A 17,417-nucleotide genomic window follows, 5' to 3' on the forward strand; every position below is an offset into this window, starting at 1 on the left:
GCACACCGTCCGCGTCTCCGACGCGATCAACGCGAAGGTTGAGCAGTTCCTATCCGCCGGCGGGACGATCTACCAGGGCGAAAGCCCTGCCATCAACCCACCACCGCCGAAGCGCTCGGCCAAGATCGATCCCGAAACCATCCTCAAGCGCCGCAAGCCGGCTATCACAGCGGCAGAACGTAAGGCGCTGCGCAAACTTGCGGAGGCGTTATGAGCAAGAAGCGTAAGCCCCACAACCTACAGGCCCGCATTGCCCGTTCGTTCCGCTCCCTGTTGTCCACAAACCATGTGGCGGTGGTCAACATCGACCCCAGCGGCCGCCAGGGCATGATCAATTACAAGTCGCTGAAGAACATCGCGCCTGGGAAGATCGGCCAGGCCGTCTGCGGCATTCCTCACCGGTGGACGATTTACCTGAGCACACTTTGCATCGATGCCCGAGGCGACCGCTACAGCAAATCGGTGGAGGTCGCACCCGATGGCGTTTACCTCTCCGACCACCTGGAAGACGTGATCGAGCATTGCTACAAGAAGCTCCGCGACGAAGCCAACCAAAGCCAGATGGTTGCTTCGGGCTGGATCGCCATTCCGGAAGCGATGTCGCTTGATGAGGCGCACGCAGCGCGGATTTTTGAAGCCGTCGGCGCCTGGCGCCAGGTGAAGGTCGATTCATGCGCCGCATAGCCCGCACCCAGCAACGCAAACGTCAAACCTGGCTCGCACTGCCGGCCAGCGGAATAGAAGAGGTAGGCCATGGCAAAATCAGTACAGGAGCGGTCGGCCAAGGCTGCGCAGAAGCGTCTGGCGGTCGCAGAGAAGGAATTGCGGCACAAGGTCAGGCCGGGCATCGAGCAGGCCATGGAGCGAATCCGGCTGCGCGGCCAGGTGCCGATCATCAGCGAGCTTCTTCAGATCGCCATCATGAAGATGGACTTGATGGGCGACCACGAGTTGATCGAGTTCTTGAGCTATCCGCGCCACGAAATCGTGATTAGCGAAAACGTGGCGCGTAGATTCCAAGAGGAGAGCCTGCGGGAAATCAGGAGAGATTCAGGTGATGAGACATTTCATCCAGGCATACTTAATAAGTAATGTCAGATGCTCTCTTCAACGTACTGGCGCTACAAGCCCCGCATCTGTTACGACTAAACGTATCGAGAATTTCAGTATTTGCGCCGTAGGATTCAGAGGCTAGATAAAGCACATCTGACATATCCAACAACATCGCAGGCTCTAAATTATCGAATATAGCAAACTCGGTTATATAAACCCGAAACTTTTTCCCCTTCTCACCTAGACTATTATAAAATAAAATTACCAACTCAAAATCAGACAGCAAAGATCTAACTACGTTTCCGAACTTTCTCTGGTCTGGATGATTACACTCAGAGACAAACCTAAAAACCGAATAGAGGCTTCGAAAATACAGACCAAGATCGCCATGAAATCTTCTCATAACTTCACGATAAGCAACCCCCATTCTTTCCTCATGCGTTCCTTTGGCGTTACGATATTCGTTTCGCAAATGCCAAACCCAAGTCTTAAAACAATCCCTACCAAGCATTTTTACGACACCATTTTTCTTGATGTCAAAACTTTGAACTACACCCTGCTGCAGGCTTAGCATATTATAAAATTGCGAGTCGATTTGCTGCCTAAAGTTCTGCTCCTGACTTCCCTGCAAGTCTTTACGCTGTATAAGCAAAGTAATTAAAACACCGGAGAATGCCAGACCAGAAAACAGAGCATTAAGCGTTCCAAATGCGTCACCAAACGTCCCGCCCCGAACACCTTTTAGCTCTTTTAAATCTTCTGGAGATGAAAAGCCTGAATATAGAAAACTATAATAACCAGCATATATCCCCAGTACGATCACGACTACTATCGTGATTACCCACCCCAAGCCTATTTTATTTTTCATTCGATCCTACCTATCCACTCTCGGCTCCTATGCCGGCCGCACACAAATAACCGAAAAACAACCATTTTGCCATCACTCATTGCCACCACCGGTAGCGGAGGGCGGCGCCTGACTGGAGATAATCCATGAGCAAGCCAAAAGCCGATCCGGCATCGCGTAAGGTGCTGGCCTACTCCGTAGAGACCAACGACCCTGAAGAATCCAACATTCAGTTCGCCACCTCGAACGCTGCAGCTCGCCGCCAGGGCGCAGATAATATCGGTACTGACTTTGGTTCGGTTTCTTGCCGCCGTGCCCACTGGACCGACCAGTATGTCGGCCAGCGCTTTATCCCAGCGAAAGCCTACATCGATGCTGGCTGGTGGTTCGGATGCACCCACTGCGGCGCCAGGTGCGACAGTGATGCCAGCTACTGGGATGAAGAGACCGAAACCGATATCACACTGGATTTGGTGTTCGACGGCCGTGTCGTTTACTGCTCGCCTGAGTGTAAGACTGGGCACGAAGCTGAGGTCGCGGCCCGCAATGCCAGATTTGAAGAATTCAAGGTTCGTGTGGCAGCAGAGCGACCCGGCGTGACCTTCACCGAGTTCACCGGCGGATACCCGTGGTGCGGTAACAAAGGGTTATTCACCTTCCCTGGTGCCCAGTACGGCGGCTCAGTTACTGACAACGAAGAAAGCACGGAGCTGAAATGGTATGTGGCACAAAGCGACAAAGCTGCTTGGGACTACTTCATTGCTGAGCAGTCCGTTCCTGATTAGCCCTCGCCTATTGCGCCGAGCGCAGATTAAAGATCAGGCGCCCTGATTACCTCGACTCCGCCACTATATTCATCTGCAAAGGAAGTTAAGCTCAGTAAAGCCTTTTCGGGCGCACCGTTGAGCACCCACAGAGATTTTCGGCTTTCATCGGACTGATATCCTTGAGTGGATATTTGATCTAGAACTTTGTGCATTCGATTTGCGTACAGGGCTATGTTCTGCACGTCCCTAGCGACCAAAGCTCCAGGGAGTTCGTAGATAGGAAGCCTTGCAATCCATAGTGCTGCGGCCTCAAGAGCTTCTCTATGTAAGGGCGCACTCCCTTCAATCATGATATCGGGCATCTTCCTGGCCACCTCAATTACGCGCCTAGCAACAATTTCAGCAACTTCAACCGTCGCCCTGAGCGACGCAATACGCTGAAGCCTGGCTTCTTCCGCAGCGTGGTTAACCTGGTATCGAAACAGCTTTTGCGACTGGCGTCCTTGCCACCATGCAACGCCTATAGCAACAAACAAAGCAACGACCGACCCAATTGCTTGAGCCCACGATGCTAGTCCTGAGTGGCCATCCATCCAATTCAACTCTATCCGCTCCTTCCGGCCTCATGCCGGTCACCCGTAATACCCCATATCAAAGAATCACGCCAGCCGACCAATGAAAACAATTATCATTTTCGGATCTTGCCTACCAACTCTGCGAGCTTATCTAAGCCATCGAATGTAGACGGAATGGCACTTTCGTCATTAACGATGCCACTGAACACAACCTGCTCAAAACGTTCCAATAACCCTTTGCTGCCATCAGGGGCACCCTTTGAGTATTCGGCATAACTCTGCACAAATTGACAAAGAGTCATCCGCAGATCGATTTGGAGCAACTGAGCTTTAATAGATCGAAAATTTTGAAGGGCCACCCTGAAAAAATAAAGAAGTAGCAACTCCAACCCCGCCAGCGCAAAAAACGAAATTATATCAGAACCAGATTTTGCTGGAGCTTCGAGAACGTTAAAGAACTTAACAACTATGGGAACCAGCAGTAAGAATCCCAGCACAAGCAAAAAGAGAAAGTTCCAGTTTTTCTCAGAAACCTTCGTTATTTTTAGGCTTTTGAAACCGGAGTAAAGGCCAACAAAATTGAACGCTGTTTCGTACGTTTCAAGCTTCTCCGCCAAAGCACTCACTCTAGTCTCTCGATCCAAGATAGCTTGCTCGGCGCCCTCTCGTTCGGCCTCAGAACGCTTAATAACCTCCGGCAGGTCTTTCAAGGAGACAAGGTTCGGATGATACAAATAATGCTGAACAACATTAATCAGCATTTGATGACCAGCATATCTAACTTGAGAACTTCCAACTGTATACTCGAAATCAGAAACGCGAGATAAGATAGAGAGTAATTCTGACGAGATTTGATGTGGACTGCTAAGCTGATATTCAATTAAAAATCTGTAGCAGTATGCAAAAAGGTACTCAGCATCTATCTCGCCGAGCTCAAACTTTCTCACCTCATCCATAAACCTATCGCCTAAAGAGGCGATATTCATGATGCATCTCTCGTCAAAGCTCTCGGGATAGCTTTCAAGATGAAAAAGCGTCGTTCCAATAAACTCTAAAAGGAATTTATGTTTAGCATTGTCGCTATCTCTTAGTGCATCCAACCCACCACGAACCTTTACCACCATATTAGATAAAATTTTCTTATTGCGATCAGTGGCGAAATAGCTTTCCCCTGGAATACTCATACTTTCTCCTTTCCCCAAAACGCTAAATATACCGCCGAGAAATCCCGATGCCCACAGAAAACAATTCGGTCGAGCCTCTCCAGGTGGAGCGATCGACAGTTACGAAGCTGGTTATCACCGGCGCACCGAGTCTCGACCCGATCACCGTCTTCCTTGAAGACTTGGCCCAATGCAGGGGAAAGATCACCGTCAGCTGCTGGGGCAAGAGCTGGACCGCGTACTGGGGTGGCATGTGGGACAGCCTAAACATCGGGCAGTTCTTTTGCGAGTTGAGCACCGGCTACATCATCGGTTACTTCGACCAGGCGATGAGCCCACGGCAGTTCAGTGGTGAAGCGCTTGCAAACAAAGCACAAAACACCGTACTGAAAGGACGCCGGCGCGGTGAACTCGGACAGGACGAAGCGCGTGAGCTGTTCACCAAAGCCGAAGACTTTCGCGAATCGCCATCGATTGACCACCTGCACGCTGCGCACAGCGAACTGATGGCCAAGCTTTTCGGGGATGAATGGTGGCACCTGACCAATGATGCCACCGAGCCAAACCCCGATTACGCCTACCTCGAGCGAATCATTCATGCAGTTCAGCAGGCATTGAGCCAGGAACAGCAGCAGACGGCGGTATGAAGCTCATCACTTTCCGCGATCTGCCGTTGAATAAAGTCATGTTTTGAAGACAGTATCAGCCAGCCTTGGATGTAAATACGTACCGAGCAATAAGTGCTCAAGTACATTCATTGCCAAGTCAAGCTGTTCGGGGCTACTTGGCTTTGCTTCATGAGCTGCTGTATTTCCTAAAGATCTTAATTTATGAAGAATCGAAACATCAGTTTTAGTTATCGCCCCCCTCACCAAAAGATCGTTTATTTTCTTAAATAAATAATCGCCTTCAGCCTTGAGGTCAACGCAAATTGACTCAAGTAGAACCCGAATCCCTAGGCCCGCAAGAATTGTTTGGCCGGCATTCATAGCGTCAACTAGTTCGTCATAGGCTTTACGAACTATAGGTGGCAACAAAAAAGAGTCTTTGATCTTGAACCGTCCTGCGGTTCTATGGGGAAAAATATCCACTGAAGTCCAATGAAAGTCCTCCCCTGTTTCCATATCATAAGCATGAGATTCAGAATCATCATACTCACTACGAAAGCAAAGTGCCTCACAGTTGAGACACTGAACTATTTGGTATGATTTTTTGGATTCAAAATTACTCTCTTCGATGCAGTCCTCCATGGAAGTTAGCACTACATGCTTTTGAGGAATGCGACATTCCGCACATATCAGCTTTAGCTGTTCGCCAGCTGTTTTGTCTTTTTTGATTGTCCGTTCCATCTCAATCTACCTCCATGCAATTTCCTGAACTGTAACAGAAAGCCACCCTCCCCCTTCAAAGTCAGCCGCTATAGCGGCAAGGACGAAGTCATGCCTGAAATAAAGGAACGCCCCATCCTGTTCTCGGCGCCGATGGTGCGCGCCATCCTGGAAGGCCGGAAGACGGTCACGCGCCGGGCGGTGAAGTTTCCGCTGATCGATCGCGACTTCGGTTGCGAACTTGCCGGCAACGAGATCGGCCAATCGGAGGCGCACCGCCTTTGCCCCTACGGGCAACCCGAGCAGCGGCTCTGGGTGCGCGAGAGCTGGTGGCAAGCTGGCGACTGGCAGGCTACCTATCCCGAAGACGACACCGGCGCCTGGTTTGGCAGCAAGCGCGTGGTTTATTCGGCTGACGGCACACCACCGAACGAGCCAAACACCAGCTACCCGAACGGATTGCGCAACGGCGCTTACTCGGCGGCGGCGCCGAACAAGATCTGGCGGCACCGGCCAAGCATCCACATGAACCGCTGGGCCAGCCGCATCCTGCTGGAGATCAACGACGTGCGCGTCGAGCGGTTGCAGGACATCACCGAGGCGCAAGCAAAGGCCGAGGGCGTAAGGCTCTACACCGATCATGCGGAGCTGGGTGATTGGTGGCACGTCGAGGGGATCGAAACCTACAGCGCTGATCCGCGCAAATCGTTCGAACTACTCTGGTCATCCGTCGGCGGCGACTGGCAAGCCAACCCGTGGGTATGGGTGGTCGAGTTCAAGCGGGTGACGCCATGATCGCCACCCTCTGGTTCGCCTACGTCTGCATCTACGCGTGACTGGGCGAGGATGTGACCAATGGACCAAGGCGTTGAGTTACTAGCCCAGAGGAAGGGAGTTGTTTAACTCGCAGCTAACTACTTCGATCCATCGAATCACTGCCCACAGCATGAAGGGCGCGCTCAAATTACTTGATAGAGCGCCTGCCGGCAGAGCACTTCAACAACACACACCTGAAATACATGCGCGGCAGATCAGGTGTAGCACAACCCTCGGCCCCATGCCGGATCTATTTCAGACAAACCCCAATCCCCCTACATGCCTGCCGGTGAGCATCAAGGCTGTTTCTTGCTCTTCGCCAACCCACAAACCATCAAAACCAAACCGGGAATCCATAGGGCTGGCGCAGCGATCACAATGCCGCAAATTGCCAACGGGATCCCAGTCAAAAACAAAGGGTTTCTAAACACCTTATCCATTTCGCGTCACCTTTAAGAATTCATTTCATTAAATCACAAGTGCCTGCCGGTGAGCGGCGGGCGCACGCCTGGAAAACAATTATGACCATCACCGCACCGGTCATCCGTTACCACGGCGCCAAGTTCCGACTTGCGCCGTGGGTATTGCAACACTTCCCACCGCACACATGCTACGTAGAGTCGTTCGGCGGCGCTGCTGGCGTGCTGATGCAAAAGCCTCGGTCGTATGCCGAGGTCTACAACGACCTCGATGGCGACATCGTTAACCTGTTCAGGGTTTTGCAGGATCAGGACTCGCGATCGGGACTTGTCGAGCGCCTGGTATTCACACCCTACTCCCGCGAAGAGTTCGAACTGTCCTGGGAGCCGAGCGCCGAGCCGATCGAGCGTGCAAGGCGGACCATCATCAGAGCGCAAATGGGGTTCGGCTCCGCCGGTGCGACCAAGGGCGTGACCGGCTTCCGCATCGACACCAAACGCCAATACGGCACAGCCCAGTCACTCTGGGCCTCCTATCCGGAGCAACTTGCCGGGGTTGGCCAGAGGCTCAGCGGCGTGCTGATCGAAAACCGCCCCGCGATCGAGGTGATCAAGGCGCACGACGCGCCGCAGACATTGCATTACGTCGACCCTCCCTACGTGCATGACACCAGGTACAAAGGCGCGTCGAGCGGCCGGTACTACAAACATGAGATGGATGATGCCGCACACCGCGTGTTACTCGGGGTTTTGCTCGAGCTAGAAGGAATGGTCGTGCTGTCGGGATACCCGAGTGACCTGTACGCGGAGCTTCTACCCGGCTGGGCGAGCTACAGCACATCTGCCCGCATCAGCGCCGGGCGCGGCACCGCGAACCGAACCGAATGCATCTGGCTTAACCCAGCCTGTGTCGATCGCGTAAGCCAGATCGGCTTGGACCTCTGCGAAAGAGCATAACCCTAAACCATCTTCTGCCGCCCAGCGCGGCGAGGACAACTCTTGAACAACGACAAGGCACCGCCCAAACCAGGCGGTAGGAGGTAGATATGGACGGAATTCAGTTCCTGTCGCACGAAGATGTTTGCGAGCTTACCGGCGCTAGAACCAAAGCCGGCCAGATTCGAGTCCTATCTCGAAACGGCATACGCCACACAATCAAGCGAAATGGTTGGCCATGCGTAATATCGGCATCGCTGCTGGCCAGCCCTAAAGATCGAAAGCCCGAAAAGGCCGAATGGCAACCAAGGATGGGAATTCAGTAAATGGCAAGACGCCCCACTAACCCCGGCAGCATCCCCCGGCTGAGAAAGCGACTGCGCTCCGGGGGAAGGGTTTATTACTACTACGATGCAGGCGACAAGCCGAGAAAGGAGATCGCGCTGGGTTCTGATTACGGCGCGGCCATCGTTGAATACGCCCGACTCGAAAAGAGCCGAGCAGCCAGCGCACTGGTCGGCGCCGTACTGACATTTGAGTACGTCGCAAACAAGTACATGGAAGAGGTGGTGCCCACTAAATCAGCGAACACACAGAAGGACAACACTCGCGAGCTGAAACAACTTCTAATCTTCTTCAATGACCCTCCTGGCCCGCTTGAGGCAATAGAGCCAAAGCACGTTGTTCAGTACCTGCGCTACCGCTCTAAGACAGCGAAGGTGCGAGCAAATAGGGAGAAAGCGTTGCTAAGCGCGATCTGGAACTTCGCCAGACAAAGCGGTTACACATCACTCGCCAACCCGTGCTCGGGCGTCAAAGGGAACAAAGAAACAGGCCGGGACACCTACGTCGAGGACGAGATGTTCGCATCCGTTTACTTGCATGCCGATCAGCCGCTCAAAGACGCGCTGGACCTGTTCTACCTAACCGCCCAGCGTATAGGTGACACGCTCAAAATGGACGAGCGCGACTTGCTGGACGGCCAACTGCTGATCAAACAAGGAAAGACCAGCGCCAAAAGGCGTATTGAGGTGGTCGGCGAGCTAAAGGTCGTAATCGACCGGATCATGGAAAGGAAAAAGGGGCACAAGATTCGGTCAACCAGGCTCGTCGTAATGGACAACGGCCAGCCGATGACAGCAAGCATGCTGAGGGGGAGATTTGACGCGGCCAGGTTAAAGGCCGGAATTGAAAAGTCTGCGTTCCAAATGCGCGACCTGCGCGCAAAAGCTGCAACGGACAAAGAGGAGTCGACAGGAAGTATTCGTGACGCGCGTGACCAGTTGGGCCACACAACTGTCGGCATGACAGAGCAGTACATCCGGCGCCGTAAGGGGCTGAAAGTGCTCCCAACCAAGTGAAAATCCGTTCCGCAATTAAAATAGTCCCCTTGTAAACAAAGGCCTCCAAGCGAGTCATCGCAGAACTATTGCGGACCTAAAACAACTACAAGCTATTGATTTAAAACAATTTACCATCGGACTTAAAATCCCCCGCTCGTAAGGGCGTCCCGGTTCGATTCCGGGTTCGGGCACCAACTCTTGTTCCACTGACAGCCAGTAAAGTCCGTGGAACCCTTTAAAACCCGCCTCTCGGCGGGTTTTTTCGTTTATGAGACCGCTTCGGTTTCCAGCTGATTCCGATATGTTTAGGGAGCGGGGAGCCACCCACCGTGAATGGTTTCCTCGCGCGCCACCTTTATCGTTAGTAAGCCCCATCACAATATCTACCACCCAATACACTCACCGCCCCACTAAATTCACCGCTCATTGCCACCGGTCATCCCATCCGACCGCGCAACTCTGGAGCGTGAACCATGACCATCGGATCCACCTACGACTACCCGGCCTTCGCCGCCAATCAGCTATTGGCCCAAGCTCCATCCTCCTGGCGCGGCCGCTTCCCGAGTCCCCCTGATCTTTGTTTCAACTACCGCAAGCTGATCGAACAACCGTTCGGCATCGCCCGGGCAACCCAGCCCAATTACAAAATCTGCATCGTGGGTGCCGGTGTCACTGGCCTCTGCGCCGCCCGCGAACTACTGCGCTGTGGCTTCAACAACGTCACGTTGCTGGAACAATCTCACCGCATTGGCGGCCGTCATCTATCGGTGATCAAATCCGGTCAATCCCCTCTCCTCGGCAGCACCCCCTTCGAAATGGGCGCAATGCGCATGCCCTTGTTCAACCAAGCCGGCGAATCGCCTTTAGACGGCCAGTCGCTGGTCGCCTACTACTGCAAGCTCTTCGAGCTGCGGCTGTCAGACTTTCCCAATCCTGGCACTCCCCATGTGCGCAGTACCGGCATCTATCTGCGCGAAGGACTACTCGAAGGCCAGCCGGAACCGCACATGCTGATCTGGAAAAACCCACACGGCCAAACGCCTCCTCCGACAGAGCAATTGCAGCAGGTGTACGCCAAGTGGCGCCACTTTGCCGATCAGATGACACGTCAGGTCGCCCAAGCCTATGGCACGCCGCAATGGGAATCCCTGTGGGCCGCGATCGTCGAGCGCTACCACCGCCTGTCTTTTCGGGACCTGGTGACGTTGCCGAGCCTCGCCTGGAATGCCGATACCCCGGGGGATTTTGGTGGGTTGGGCATGACCCAGGACGAATCCACCCTCTTCTACTCCATCGGTATCGGCGATGGCAGTTGGGGCGCGTTCTATGACGTGTGCTGCCTCTACCCCATCCGCACCGCGATTTTTGGCTTCAGCAGCCAGTTGCAGCTCGTACATGGCCGCGTAGATGTCCAAGGCAACCCCACTCCATCCCCGTACTTGGGCGAGCCTTCGCTCGATGACTGCAACGGCGTGGCCTTCGACCCACCTCGCTATCTCGGCCTGGCCGCACTGGATGAGTGCCTGCTATTTATGGAAACCGGTGTCAATATACAGTCCGTTTACGACCACTGCCGCCAGCGCGGGGCGGGCTTTTTGACCGACAGTTCCGTGAATCGATTGACCAAGCTGGAAAACGGCCAGATCCGTGTGACCTACGACTGGCACGCCAGCAGCCCGACCGAGAAATCTGAAGGCCATGAAGACTTCGATGCGGTGATCATGACCCTACCGTCCTGGCTCATCGAAACTCACATCCAGATGGAAAACTTCAGTCCTGCCATGCTGCCGTACGCCGTCACCAATGCCTATAAAACCGCGCACTGGGAAACCAGTTGCAAAGTCTACGCACCGTTGAAAAAGAGCTTCCTGTCGAAAAACAAAAAGATCCCTCAGATCATGGTCACCGACAGTTTTATCCATGACGTGTACACCTACCGTTACCACGATGCCTATCCCTACGACTGCATCTTGCTCAGTTACACCTGGGAGGATGATGCGACCAAACTGGCGTCCTTCGATGATCAGGCGCTGGTCGAAAAATGCGTCACCGAGCTGGACCGTATCCTATTGCGGTCCACGAATATCCAAACGCCGATATCCCCCTACATCGACACCCGCAACGCCGTGGTCCAACGCTGGGTGACCGACAAGAACGCACTGGGCTGCGCCAAGCTGTATCGAGCGGGAACTTACTACGACGCGGTCAGCTTGATGAAGTACAACCGCGACTACGCCCATTTATCCGGGCTCTACCTGGCAGGCGAATCGTTTTCCGTGGATGCCGGCTGGACGGAACCCTGCCTGCGCGGTGCCATTGATACGGTGATCCACCTCTGCAATACCACCCACGCCGAATTCAACGGCGGGTTTACCCTGGACGATTACCCACACTACCAAGGCCAGCCGCCATCAGCGTTACAGCAAGAGACTACAACCTAAACAGAAACGGCCGACTGCCAAGCCCGTGAAAAAGACTTCTTACTTAATGCCCACCCACCACACCGGTGGGCAATAACAATAAAAAGAGGTCTGCTCCATGAACGAATCTACCAGTCCCGTGCGCGTCGCCGTTGTGCAGTTCGATCCGCAAGTCGGCACGCAAAACCGCGCCGCCAACCTGGAAACCAGCCTGAACCTCGCCCTGCAAGCGGTGAACAATGGCGCCAATCTGATTGTGCTGCCGGAGCTGGCCAATACCGGTTATCTCTTTATCAACCGTCATGATGCCTACCTGCATGCCGAACTTATTCCCGACGGCCCCAGCATGCGCGCCTGGATGGATTTCGCGCAGTTTCACCAGGTGTATCTGGTGGCAGGTTTGGCAGAACGTGACGGCATGCAACTGTTCGACACTGCGGTTCTGCTGGGCCCCGAAGGTTTTATAGGCAAGTACCGCAAGGCCCATCTTTGGAACCAGGAAAAGCTCTGGTTCACCCCGGGCAATCTGGGTTTCCCCGTGTTTGAAACGCCCATCGGCCGTATTGGTTTGCTGATCTGCTGGGACATCTGGTTCCCCGAGGTCCCGCGCATCCTGACCCAGCAAGGCGCCGACATCATTTGCAGCTTGAACAACTGGGTGTGGACCCCGCCGCCGCTGTTCGATGACGCCGGCAAATGCATGGCCTCATACCTGACCATGACCGCGGCCCACGTCAACAACGTGTTTATCGCCGCCGCCAACCGCATCGGCGAGGAGCGTGACGCTCGCTACCTGGGCTGTTCGCTGATCGCCGGCACCAACGGCTGGCCCATCGGCAAAATCGCCACAGCCAATGAGCAAACAATCATCTATGCCGACATCGACCTGTCCAGCGCCCGTAGCGCGCCGATTTGGAACAGCCTGAACGACCTGCAGCGCGATCGCAGGGGCGACCTGTATGACGCGATGCTCGGCTATCGCCATCATCCGTGCCTGCCACGCTGATGGAGGTGCGACCATGGATCTCACACCCACAAAACCAACATCCGACTCATCTGTTCGCCACCTTGTCATTCTGATCCTGGCCGCACTTACCGTGGTGGTGTCGCTCACGGGATTGTCAGTGGCCTACTCCACCTCGGCATCGATGTCATGGCCGGGCTACAGCGACTTGATGGCCAGCCTGCCCTCGCCTACGGCATGGATACGCTGGGTGGTCGGCGATATCAGCGAAGTGGCGTTTTATAAACACGAGTTCGCCTCCCTGGGGTTGCTGCTCGGGGGCGCTTTCGGTTACTGGGCCAGTCGGTATGCCCCGGGCTGGCAAGGCTTCAGCATCGCCTATGGAACCGGCTTATGGCCTTGGCTGGTAACCAGTTCATTGCTGGGACTGCTACTGAGCAATGCGCTCTGGGGCTGGACTCTCACAGCTGACTCCTGGCAACCCACGTTCGCCGCCTTTGTGTCACTGCCGGCGGCCATGGTGCTGCTGTTTGGCGGGGGCTGGAAGGTCACTCTCAACGGCGCGCTACTCGGTGCCATCTTGGTGACGCCGAGCTGCCTGTTGATGGTCAATTACCTGTGCATCCCATTGGGCTTGCCGGTGGTGATCGGCAATGTGCTGGGGATGGCGTTGGGCAGCGTGGTGGCGTTTTTGCTGTGCAGGGCGCTACCGGTGCTGGTCAGCCGTTCACCTGAGGCCAACGCCACAGTCCCCCCTCCCGCGCCCGACAAAGTACCCGACTACGGTATACGCTGGACATTTCGTCGGGTGCTGGCGGACTTTTCCGAAGCGCCGTTTTTCGGTAATGAATGGGCGAGCTTGGGGTTGCTTGCGGGGGTATTGCTGGCCTACTCCTTGAATCCCCTGAGTCCGGCTTATGGATCGGGATGGCTGCCGCACCTGATAACAAGCCAGGCGTTGACCTCCCTGCTCGGCATTATGATATGGCGTTCGCAGTGGCGGAAACGGGGCTGGTACCCAACATATGTGCCCCTGGTGTCCGTGGTGCCCGCGGCCGTGTTGACCTATGGCGGCAGCGCAACGGTCATTGTGGCCAGCGCATTGCTGGGAGCGTTGATTGCCCCGCCGCTGGCTTGCACGATTGCCGGGCGGCTGCCGAGCTACCTGCATCCCTATATCGGTAATGTGCTGTCGATGGCGATCAGTACGGTGCTGATTGTTCCCGCGATCGGTCTGCTGATCGCGGATTGATCCATGACAATGGGCGAGTTTCCTAGTGAGACTCGCCCATCTGCATCAACGCATCGGCGGTGCTCTGGATATGCTCACGCATCCACACCTTGTCTAACCAATCCGCAGGAATACCGTGCACGCCATAATATGCACCGGCCACCTGCCCCACGATTGCCGCCGTCGTATCCGCATCGTCCCCCAGATTTGCAGCCGCCAGCACGGCCTCCGCAAAGCTGTCCGTCTGGTGGAAGCACCACAGCGCGGCTTCCAGCGAAGCCACTGCATAGCCCGAACCCGCAATGTCAGCGCAGGCCTTTTCCCGGTAGGCCCCTTGAGCAATCGCTATCACTTTCGGCTCGATCAAACCGGAACTTTCTACCTGCAGCACTTGTTCTTTCGTATCACCACGTAGGGCGCTGGCAATCACCATCGATAGCACCAAACAGCATTCCACCGCCTCCTGAGCGGCGTGAGTCGTACGGGAGCTATCAGCCGCAAAGGTAAGGATTTGATGGGCATCCGGGAAGTAAAACAGCACCACTGGGGCCAGACGCATCATTGAACCGTTGCCCGCCGAGTAGCGATTTGTCGATCCGGCAAAGGGTTCGCCATTTCTTTGGAAGTCAGCCAATGCCTGGCGCACTGTCAGGCCGATATCGAAGCATTCGCCGGTTGAGCTCAAGTAGCCCGACGTCCACCAATTCAGATAGCGCGTCATCTGATCTACGGGGTCGAAACCGCCGCTCTGCACCAAGCTTTCCGCCAAGCAGAGTGCCATGGATGTGTCGTCGGTCCACTGCCCAGGCTGAAGATCAAAAGGCCCCCCGCCGGTCATGTCCGTGACCGGTGTAAAGGACCCGCGCGGCATAAACTCGACAGAAGTCCCGACGGCATCGCCACAGGCCAGGCCAAGTAGGCAGCCACGATAACGCTCCGACAGGGAGATTGGCATTTGTGATGAGCTCGTAGACAGATTCAGGTCACGGCACTATTCCAGTTCCGTCCTGCTCGGTCTGTAGGACGTAACTGGCTAAGTTGTGCGATGTGCGGAACCGCTGCGCGTCCCCGGAGAAATGGCTATCGCCACTACATTGCAGCATTTACAGTCACTTGGTTCGGATCACAATCGTAGACGCAAGCATGTCCCCTAAGCGTTTGCGTGAGCCAAAGAAAATAAATATCCAGTCAAAAATGCTCAGGATCGGCGTAGTAATGTTGCGCATAAAAGACTGATACAGATTGCAATTAAGATGGCTGCGCTCGTCAATTACGGACATCCCCAGCAGCTTCTTTCCCACGCTTTGACCGTTGGGCATTGCGTCTGAAAACAGGTAGTACGCCGCAGCGGACCCAAGCGCCAGGATTCCGACCGCGTCTGGGGATACACCCACAAACTCAGCCGCTCGTCCTACGGCCAGTAACACAAAGACGGTGATCAAGGAGTCGATCCATTGCCCTCCCAGCCGCCGCCCCAACCCAGCCAGATTGTCTGGCTTGCGGTACTCATTTTGAGTGGTACTGACTTCCATGTGTTGCCTCTCTAATAGTATTTGATTTCAAGTTTCTAGACGCCAAAGCCCAGCGCGGGCAGCGCTTCTGGAGGAATGCCCCGCCAGAAGCGCCCGTGGCGATCTTCGTGCTTGAGATGAGGATAGCAGCGTGCTCAAATGCATGATGGCATTTTGATATGGAGCTCTTAGTTGAAGCAGTATCGCGGATTCATCATTTTTGTTTCGGTCATGTCGTTACTCTTTATCCTGGTGCAAGTCTGGCATGCCAAATCTGCCCCGGAAGAGCTGAAGCAAGAGCGCGAACGCCAGCTTAAAGGCGCCGCAATCATCATGGGTGCCGGGGCCCCAAAGATGATCGATGAATCGGCTCGCCTCGATTCGGTGACTTACAACGATGGGATGATGCGTATCGCGTATACGCTCACCACTGTTTCGAAAAACGACCTTGATTCCGATGCCTTTACTGAAGACAGAAAAGCCGTTGCAGCTACTGTGTCCTGCGACGAAAAAGGCTTGGGGCTGTACGTTGAGTCGGGGCTTTTGATTAATTACGTCTTCAACGATTCAAACAACGCCCCAATAGCGGACTTTCAGATAAGCAAGTCCGACTGCCGCTAACGTCACCACCTGAGGCCCGCTGTTTCCAGCGAGTCAGGCCAAACCCATCAGCAGCGCACCGGTATGCCTGCAACCGCGGGCTTATAGATGCGTGGGGGTTGCTGCACAAAGGCCTTGTGCCTCAGCGGTTGTTGCCTGGCGAGCTGCGCCTGGACCGCGGCGACGGCTTCAAGCACTCGGTGCGCCCAGTTCTCATCCTCAGGGTGTACCACGACGACGCGAAAGCCGTGGTCATCACCTTCCAGCCGCACGCCTTCGGAATCATCCACGTGCAAGTCGATATCGAATGCCGGTGGAAATTTCGAGGGGGTGTTCGACAGGCCATGCGCCGTCAGGGCGTGTTTGTGCAGCACGCTGTTGACCACACCGTCGACACGAATGCCGTACAGCATCAGCCAACGCCGGATGTAGGACGGTGTGCGACCGGAAGAGGTGTAAACCCAGATGCTGCAACCCTGGCGCCGTAGCTCGCGAGTCAGGGAGCGTGTGCCGATACGCAACGGTTCACCCAGCCAACGGTGCACACAGGCTGGCAGCCGGCTTGACTCTACGTCGCAGTGGTGAAGCTGGCAGGCCAGTGTGTCATCGATATCGAACGAAATACGTATGCGTGGGCGCTGGAGCACCGGCATCGGGATGGCGCGCCAGGCGCGGCTGACGGAGGTACGGCATCTGGCGAGCAGTGTAAGCCGTTTCATCAAAGGCCTCCCTGATAGAGGGGCAACGGTGTTTCGTCCACGAAAAACTCCTTTGGATCGGGTGCCTGTTCTTCCAGGAAAGCCGCGTATTTTTTCTTGATCTTGGGCAATTCGTACAACGCCTTGACACCATGCTTGGCCGAGTTGCGGATGACCGAGGACGGGTTGAAGTAGCCCTCGGCGTTTTCCAACGTCAGCACAAATGGCGATAAACCTTCGCGCATCAGCAAGTAGCTGACGATCAGCGACCCACTGCGGTGATTGCCCTCGATAAACAACTGCGGCTTGCTGAGAATGCGCACGTAGACCCCGGCTGCACGCTTCCACACCGATTCACTGTGGTGCCTGCAGTACCAGTTGTACAAATCCTTGATGCCGCCTTCAACATTGTTGAAAAAGTGCTGTTCGGTCGCCGCCAGGTGATGAGCATATTCCTGCCGGCGTACCACGTCTTTGCCACAGAGCACGGTGGCATTGATCTCCAGCATCAGGTTCAGTTGCTGGAGGTCGAACAGGTCGATGCCACGGGCAACATAGTCGTCAATCAGGGCATAGCCATCAAGCACATTCTGCAGCACCTCGTCGGTCAAGGGGTCGCGCGGCTCGGTAAAGTCGCGACTGAGCGCGGTAAAGCGGCGCTGTACCTCACGCAGCGCGCGTTCAATCGCGAGCAGGTCGAGACGACGTGTGGTAGCCCTTGGCGGCCCTGAAAACGGTAGATGCAT

The 17,417-nt window shown here is 55.0% G+C and carries 20 protein-coding genes; 12 read left to right on the plus strand and 8 right to left on the minus strand.

The annotated features are described in order from the left end of the window. The first annotated feature begins 210 nt into the window (after positions 1-210). Positions 211-684 (plus strand): hypothetical protein, encoded by a 474-nt coding sequence (locus CXQ82_RS16565; RefSeq protein WP_101270830.1) that lies wholly within the window; start codon positions 211-213, stop codon positions 682-684. 69 nt (positions 685-753) lie between these two features. Continuing rightward, positions 754-1,092, plus strand: coding sequence for a hypothetical protein (locus CXQ82_RS16570; protein ID WP_101270832.1), 339 nt, complete (start codon positions 754-756; stop codon positions 1,090-1,092). Here CXQ82_RS16570 and CXQ82_RS16575 read toward each other — a convergent pair. After that, positions 1,082-1,921 carry a putative phage abortive infection protein gene (locus CXQ82_RS16575; protein ID WP_101270834.1) on the minus strand — a complete coding sequence of 280 codons (840 nt, stop codon included), beginning with the start codon at positions 1,919-1,921 and terminating at the stop codon, positions 1,082-1,084. The two genes, CXQ82_RS16570 and CXQ82_RS16575, sit on opposite strands and share 11 nt — an antisense overlap. 125 nt (positions 1,922-2,046) lie before the next feature. On the opposite strand from CXQ82_RS16575, the gene CXQ82_RS16580 reads away from it, so the two are divergent. After that, positions 2,047-2,685 (plus strand): hypothetical protein, encoded by a 639-nt coding sequence (locus CXQ82_RS16580; RefSeq protein WP_101270837.1) that lies wholly within the window; start codon positions 2,047-2,049, stop codon positions 2,683-2,685. Between the two features lie 26 nt (positions 2,686-2,711). Here CXQ82_RS16580 and CXQ82_RS16585 read toward each other — a convergent pair whose 3' ends face one another. Then, entirely contained in the window at positions 2,712-3,269 is a 558-nt protein-coding gene (locus CXQ82_RS16585) for a hypothetical protein (RefSeq protein WP_157832170.1), read from the minus strand. A gap of 86 nt (positions 3,270-3,355) precedes the next feature. Beyond that, positions 3,356-4,426 (minus strand): hypothetical protein, encoded by a 1,071-nt coding sequence (locus CXQ82_RS16590; protein WP_101270841.1) that lies wholly within the window; start codon positions 4,424-4,426, stop codon positions 3,356-3,358. A gap of 47 nt (positions 4,427-4,473) precedes the next feature. Here CXQ82_RS16590 and CXQ82_RS16595 point away from each other — a divergent pair, with 47 nt between their 5' ends. Continuing rightward, positions 4,474-5,052 (plus strand): hypothetical protein, encoded by a 579-nt coding sequence (locus tag CXQ82_RS16595; RefSeq protein WP_101270843.1) that lies wholly within the window; start codon positions 4,474-4,476, stop codon positions 5,050-5,052. Between the two features lie 36 nt (positions 5,053-5,088). Here CXQ82_RS16595 and CXQ82_RS16600 read toward each other — a convergent pair whose 3' ends face one another. Continuing rightward, on the minus strand, positions 5,089-5,754 hold the full coding sequence (locus CXQ82_RS16600; RefSeq protein ID WP_101270845.1) for a DUF4145 domain-containing protein: 666 nt from the start codon (positions 5,752-5,754) through the stop codon (positions 5,089-5,091). Positions 5,755-5,844: 90 nt separating this feature from the next. Between CXQ82_RS16600 and CXQ82_RS16605 the strand changes: the two genes are divergently transcribed. The 7 genes from CXQ82_RS16605 (at position 5,845) to CXQ82_RS16635 (ending at position 13,883) form a co-directional block, all read left to right on the plus strand. Continuing rightward, positions 5,845-6,528: a hypothetical protein gene (locus CXQ82_RS16605; RefSeq protein WP_101270847.1), complete on the plus strand. Its 684-nt coding sequence runs from the start codon at positions 5,845-5,847 to the stop codon at positions 6,526-6,528. Between the two features lie 542 nt (positions 6,529-7,070). Beyond that, positions 7,071-7,925 carry a DNA adenine methylase gene (locus CXQ82_RS16610; protein WP_101270849.1) on the plus strand — a complete coding sequence of 285 codons (855 nt, stop codon included), beginning with the start codon at positions 7,071-7,073 and terminating at the stop codon, positions 7,923-7,925. 89 nt (positions 7,926-8,014) lie between these two features. After that, the gene (locus CXQ82_RS16615; protein ID WP_101270851.1) at positions 8,015-8,230 is read left to right on the plus strand and encodes a DUF4224 domain-containing protein; all 216 of its coding nucleotides are present in this window, start codon (positions 8,015-8,017) and stop codon (positions 8,228-8,230) included. After that, positions 8,231-9,265, plus strand: a complete 1,035-nt coding sequence (locus CXQ82_RS16620; RefSeq protein WP_101270853.1) for a tyrosine-type recombinase/integrase — start codon at positions 8,231-8,233, stop codon at positions 9,263-9,265. A gap of 455 nt (positions 9,266-9,720) precedes the next feature. Further along, positions 9,721-11,688: an FAD-dependent oxidoreductase gene (locus tag CXQ82_RS16625; RefSeq protein ID WP_101270855.1), complete on the plus strand. Its 1,968-nt coding sequence runs from the start codon at positions 9,721-9,723 to the stop codon at positions 11,686-11,688. A 97-nt stretch (positions 11,689-11,785) separates the two neighbouring features. Next, complete coding sequence (locus CXQ82_RS16630; RefSeq protein ID WP_101270857.1) at positions 11,786-12,673, plus strand: nitrilase family protein; 888 nt, start codon at positions 11,786-11,788, stop codon at positions 12,671-12,673. A 13-nt stretch (positions 12,674-12,686) separates the two neighbouring features. Then, positions 12,687-13,883 (plus strand): hypothetical protein, encoded by a 1,197-nt coding sequence (locus CXQ82_RS16635; protein ID WP_101270859.1) that lies wholly within the window; start codon positions 12,687-12,689, stop codon positions 13,881-13,883. Between the two features lie 22 nt (positions 13,884-13,905). Here the strand turns inward: CXQ82_RS16635 and CXQ82_RS16640 are convergent, their stop codons facing one another. Together CXQ82_RS16640 and CXQ82_RS16645 are read right to left on the minus strand one after the other, a co-directional pair. Further along, on the minus strand, positions 13,906-14,817 hold the full coding sequence (locus tag CXQ82_RS16640; protein WP_101270861.1) for an ADP-ribosylglycohydrolase family protein: 912 nt from the start codon (positions 14,815-14,817) through the stop codon (positions 13,906-13,908). Between the two features lie 154 nt (positions 14,818-14,971). Then, positions 14,972-15,394 (minus strand): RDD family protein, encoded by a 423-nt coding sequence (locus CXQ82_RS16645; RefSeq protein WP_101270864.1) that lies wholly within the window; start codon positions 15,392-15,394, stop codon positions 14,972-14,974. Between the two features lie 171 nt (positions 15,395-15,565). Here CXQ82_RS16645 and CXQ82_RS16650 point away from each other — a divergent pair, with 171 nt between their 5' ends. Continuing rightward, the gene (locus CXQ82_RS16650; protein ID WP_256581810.1) at positions 15,566-15,994 is read left to right on the plus strand and encodes a hypothetical protein; all 429 of its coding nucleotides are present in this window, start codon (positions 15,566-15,568) and stop codon (positions 15,992-15,994) included. Positions 15,995-16,041: 47 nt separating this feature from the next. On the opposite strand, the gene CXQ82_RS16655 is transcribed toward CXQ82_RS16650, so the two are convergent. Together CXQ82_RS16655 and CXQ82_RS16660 are read right to left on the minus strand one after the other, a co-directional pair. After that, positions 16,042-16,692 carry a hypothetical protein gene (locus tag CXQ82_RS16655; RefSeq protein ID WP_256581811.1) on the minus strand — a complete coding sequence of 217 codons (651 nt, stop codon included), beginning with the start codon at positions 16,690-16,692 and terminating at the stop codon, positions 16,042-16,044. Then, a complete protein-coding gene (locus CXQ82_RS16660; protein WP_101270866.1) occupies positions 16,692-17,417 on the minus strand; it encodes a hypothetical protein in 726 nt (241 codons plus the stop codon). Before CXQ82_RS16660 ends, CXQ82_RS16655 begins: the two co-directional genes overlap by 1 nt.

The organism is Pseudomonas sp. S09G 359, from assembly GCF_002843605.1.
In the GTDB taxonomy this organism is placed as follows: Bacteria; Pseudomonadota; Gammaproteobacteria; order Pseudomonadales; family Pseudomonadaceae; genus Aquipseudomonas.